The sequence below is a fragment of the Terriglobales bacterium genome, from assembly GCA_035454605.1.
Classification (GTDB): domain Bacteria; phylum Acidobacteriota; class Terriglobia; order Terriglobales; family Acidobacteriaceae; genus DATMAB01.
On the sequence record DATIGQ010000119.1, the window covers coordinates 1 to 3,599 of the forward strand.

The 3,599-nt window shown below is 64.8% G+C and carries 4 protein-coding genes; 2 read left to right on the forward strand and 2 right to left on the reverse strand.

Translation table 11 applies throughout. The annotated features are described in order from the left end of the window. Nucleotides 1-180: 180 nt before the first annotated feature. Both VLE48_08265 and VLE48_08270 read right to left on the reverse strand, forming a co-directional pair. Complete coding sequence (locus VLE48_08265) at nt 181-828, reverse strand: response regulator transcription factor (protein ID HSA92990.1); 648 nt, start codon at nt 826-828, stop codon at nt 181-183. 100 nt (nt 829-928) lie between these two features. Continuing rightward, nucleotides 929-1,273: a PilZ domain-containing protein gene (locus tag VLE48_08270; GenBank protein ID HSA92991.1), complete on the reverse strand. Its 345-nt coding sequence runs from the start codon at nt 1,271-1,273 to the stop codon at nt 929-931. 204 nt (nt 1,274-1,477) lie between these two features. Between VLE48_08270 and VLE48_08275 the strand changes: the two genes are divergently transcribed. Together VLE48_08275 and VLE48_08280 are read left to right on the forward strand one after the other, a co-directional pair. Continuing rightward, nucleotides 1,478-3,091, forward strand: a complete 1,614-nt coding sequence (locus tag VLE48_08275) for a DUF4331 domain-containing protein (protein HSA92992.1) — start codon at nt 1,478-1,480, stop codon at nt 3,089-3,091. A gap of 67 nt (nt 3,092-3,158) precedes the next feature. Beyond that, the coding region (locus VLE48_08280; protein HSA92993.1) for a hypothetical protein at nt 3,159-3,599 on the forward strand (441 nt) is incomplete at its 3' end.

Below are 3,599 nucleotides of genomic sequence, written 5' to 3' on the forward strand. Positions count from 1 at the left end.
CGGCGGCTTCAACATGTCCGGCACGGATTCCAAGTCCGGCGGTCCGGACTACCTGTACTTGTTCACGCAGGGCAAGTCGATCGGCGAGAAGCTCATCTAGCTATCCGCGAAGGAGCCTGAAGAGTCCCACCCTGTCGCGCCAAAAGCAGGCGCGACCAGGGTGGGCGTCCCGCGCTGGTCTTATTGTTTATCTTCTGCGATGGCGGCGGCGGCTTCGGCCAGGATGCGGTGGTGGATGGTGAACAGCGCCAGCTCCAGGCGGTCCGAAACGCCCACTTTGTCATACACGTTGCGCAGGTAGTTTTTGATCACCTGCTCGGTGGTGCCCAGGCGGCTGGCGATCTCCTTGTTCTTAAATCCTTGAACGATGAGCGCGACCACGTGCAGCTCACGCGGGGTCAAGCGGTCGCGGACGCGGGCGCCGACCATGTCATTCTCGGCGGCGATGGCGGCGGCCTTGGTGTCCTGCACCCAGGTGCCGCCCTTGGCCACGGCGCGCACGCACTGCGAGAGGGCCTCGCCGGTGATGCTGCGGTAAACGACACCTTGCACGCCCTGCGCCAGAAAGGGCTTGGTCTCCTCGCCGTTCTCAATCACCAGGACGAGGCGGGTGCGGGTACGGCCGGTCTCTTTAACTAGCGTCGCCAGGTCACTGGCGAACTCCGAGGCGCAGACCAGCACCTGCGGGCGGAAACGCTCCAGCGCCATCTGCATCTGGGCGGCGTCTTGCGCCTGGGCCACGATGCGCAGGTCGTCTTCGACCGCCAGCACCTTGGCGGCGCCGGTGCGGAAGATGGCCTGGTTGTCGGCGAGGATGACTTTCAGCATTCGGTCGAACAATCCCTCAGGGGCTAAAGCCCCGAATCTTCTATGGCCCTCAACGGCACGACTGAAGTCGTGCCCCTCCGAAGAAGCGTCAAACAAGACTTCATTTCCGCCGGATGAACCTGTACTGGTCGATGACGCAGGCCAGCCCGGACTTCGCCCTTCCTTTCTTCTTCTTACCCTTGCGCCTGGCGGAGCCCGGGTCGGAGCGCACCACGCGCCCGCGGCACAGCAACTCCACATCGCGTCCCACACCGATCACCTTGCCCGGCAATTTGATCTCGAACTCGATGCGCGAGCCCACGCGCAACGGCGCGCCACCCTGGATGGAGACGCCGGCGGCGCTCAGGTCCTTGGTGAGCGCGCGGTGCCGCCGCGACGACTTCACGTCGCGGATGGTGATGGGCAGCTTGATGGGAAAGCGCTTGCCGGTGCGCGATTCTGCCAATCCAGACCTCCTCGGGCGGGTTCCCAGCGCGCCCGCCGTCGTTGCTGCGAAGCTCATCGCTTATACCACGAAGCGCGCGGAGGAGCCTAGAGACGCATCGGGTACCCAATCCAGCCGGTGGTGTCGCGCGTACAGGAGACGAAGGCGGAGAGCGCGCCCGCCGCGGGTGGCTCCGGTGCCTTCCATTTCCTTTGAGGATTTCCCATGACGAGACCGGCCGTTCGCTCGATCACCGCGCTGCTTCTGGCGGTGTTCCTGATGGTTCCGCAGGGCCTCCTGGCAGCCAACCACCGCGAGGCGCCGATCACTGCGATCGACCGCCTGGCGGACATCACGGATTTCTACGCCTTCGTGAGCTATGACAATCCGGACAAGGTCACGCTCATTCTGGACGTGGACCCGCTGCTTGAGCCCTCCAACGGACCCAACTACTTCCCCTTCGATCCCAACATCACGTATGCGATCCGGGTGGACAACAACCATGACGGCATCGAGGATGTCGTCTTCGAGTTCCGTTTCCAGACCGAGTACCGACTCCCCGGCGTGTTCACCGCGCATGTGGGCGCGGGCGACGGCATTCCCGCCGGTCCCAGCTCACCGGCGCCGGTAGCGCCGGGCTCGCCGCTGATTCCCCCGGCGATTACGGCGCTCGACGGCTGCGAGCCCGGAGCCTGCTCCATCGGCCTGGGCCTGCGCCAGACCTACACCGTCACCATGGTGAAGAACGGCGTGCGCACCATGTTGAACGGCGGGCAGAAGCTGATTGCGGTGCCGTCGAATGTGGGCCCGCGCACCATGCCCAACTGGCCCAAGCTGTACTCCGATGGCATCTACACGCTGGCCAACGGAATCAAGGTGTGGGCGGGCACAGCCGACGATCCGTTCTGGATCGATTTGGGCGCGGCTTTCGACTCGCTGAACTTCCGCGCCTCCGGCTTCATCCTGCCGGGTGTGCTGACCGACGCGCAGGAAGCCGACGACCACGCCAACTTCGCGGCTGATGACGTCTCCGGTTTCAACGTGAACGCCATCGCCATCGAAGTGCCTATCACCATGCTGACCAGCGACGGCCAGAAGCATCCCGCCGGCGATCCGCGGGCGACCATCGGGACTTGGGGCACGACTTCGCGCCCGCAGGTAACCGTCCTTCGCAAGGTCGGCAAAGCCAGCACCACGTCCGCTTCGCTGCGCCAGGTGCAGCGTATGGGCAACGCCCTGTTCAACGAACTGATCATCGGCACCGGTTCCAAGGACCGCTTCAGCATGGACCAGCCGAAGAACGATAAGCAGTTCGCGAGTTTCGCCCTCGATCCGCTGCTGGCGCGGGTGATCAACGCCGTGTATCCGGCGGCCTTCGGAGTGGATGTGCCCATCCCGGCGCCTCCACGAGCGGACCTGCTGCCCCTGGTGCAGTACGCGAACCACGGAGCACTGGTGGCGGCAGTGGGCGGGTTCGCGAATCCCAATCTGCCGGCCGGTCCCGTGGCCGACATCCTGCGCCTCAACACCGGTGTGCCTCCGACCCCGCAGAACCAGATCAAGCGCATGGGTCTGCTGGCGGGCGATGCAGCTGGGTATCCCAACGGGCGGCGCCTGGAGGATGACGTCACGGACATCTCGGCGCGCGCGGTTGCCGGCATCCTGGTGTTCGGCCTGAACACGTTCCCGTACAACCGCATCGGGGACGGCGTGAACGCCAACGACGCCAGTTATCAGCCCAGCTTCCCGTACCTGGGATACGCGTGGGACGGCCGCAACAGCCGCCACGTGGATCCGGGCGAGGACGGCTGCAACGGCGGCACCTGCACGGTGAACTGACACAACCTCGTGGGCCGCGGCGGGCGCTCGTCCCGCACGGCCCCGAACTTACGTAGTGAGGACGAAAATGAAACGGTTCTTCGCTCTTGTGGTGTTCAGCCTGTGGGTTTCGCTCGTAGGGACGGCACAGCAGGGTTCCACCTCCGATGCACGCACGCCCGCAGAACTGCGCATTGCGGCGGCAGAACGCGCCATCGCCGCCAAACCAGGAAACTATGACGCCTACAACGACCTTGCCCTGGGGTTGGCGCGGCGGGCGCGCGAGACTTCCGACACCGTGTTCTATGCCAAAGCCGAGGAGGCGGTACGTAAATCGCTCGAGCTGATGCCGGGCAACTTCGAAGCGCAAAAACTCGAGGTCTGGTTGCTGCTGGGGCGACACGAGTTCGCGCAGGCGCTGGCGAAGGCCAAAGCACTGAACCAGCAGGTGCCCGACGACCTCCAGGTGTACGGCTTTCTGACCGATGCCAACACCGAACTGGGTAACTACCAGGACGCGATCGACGCG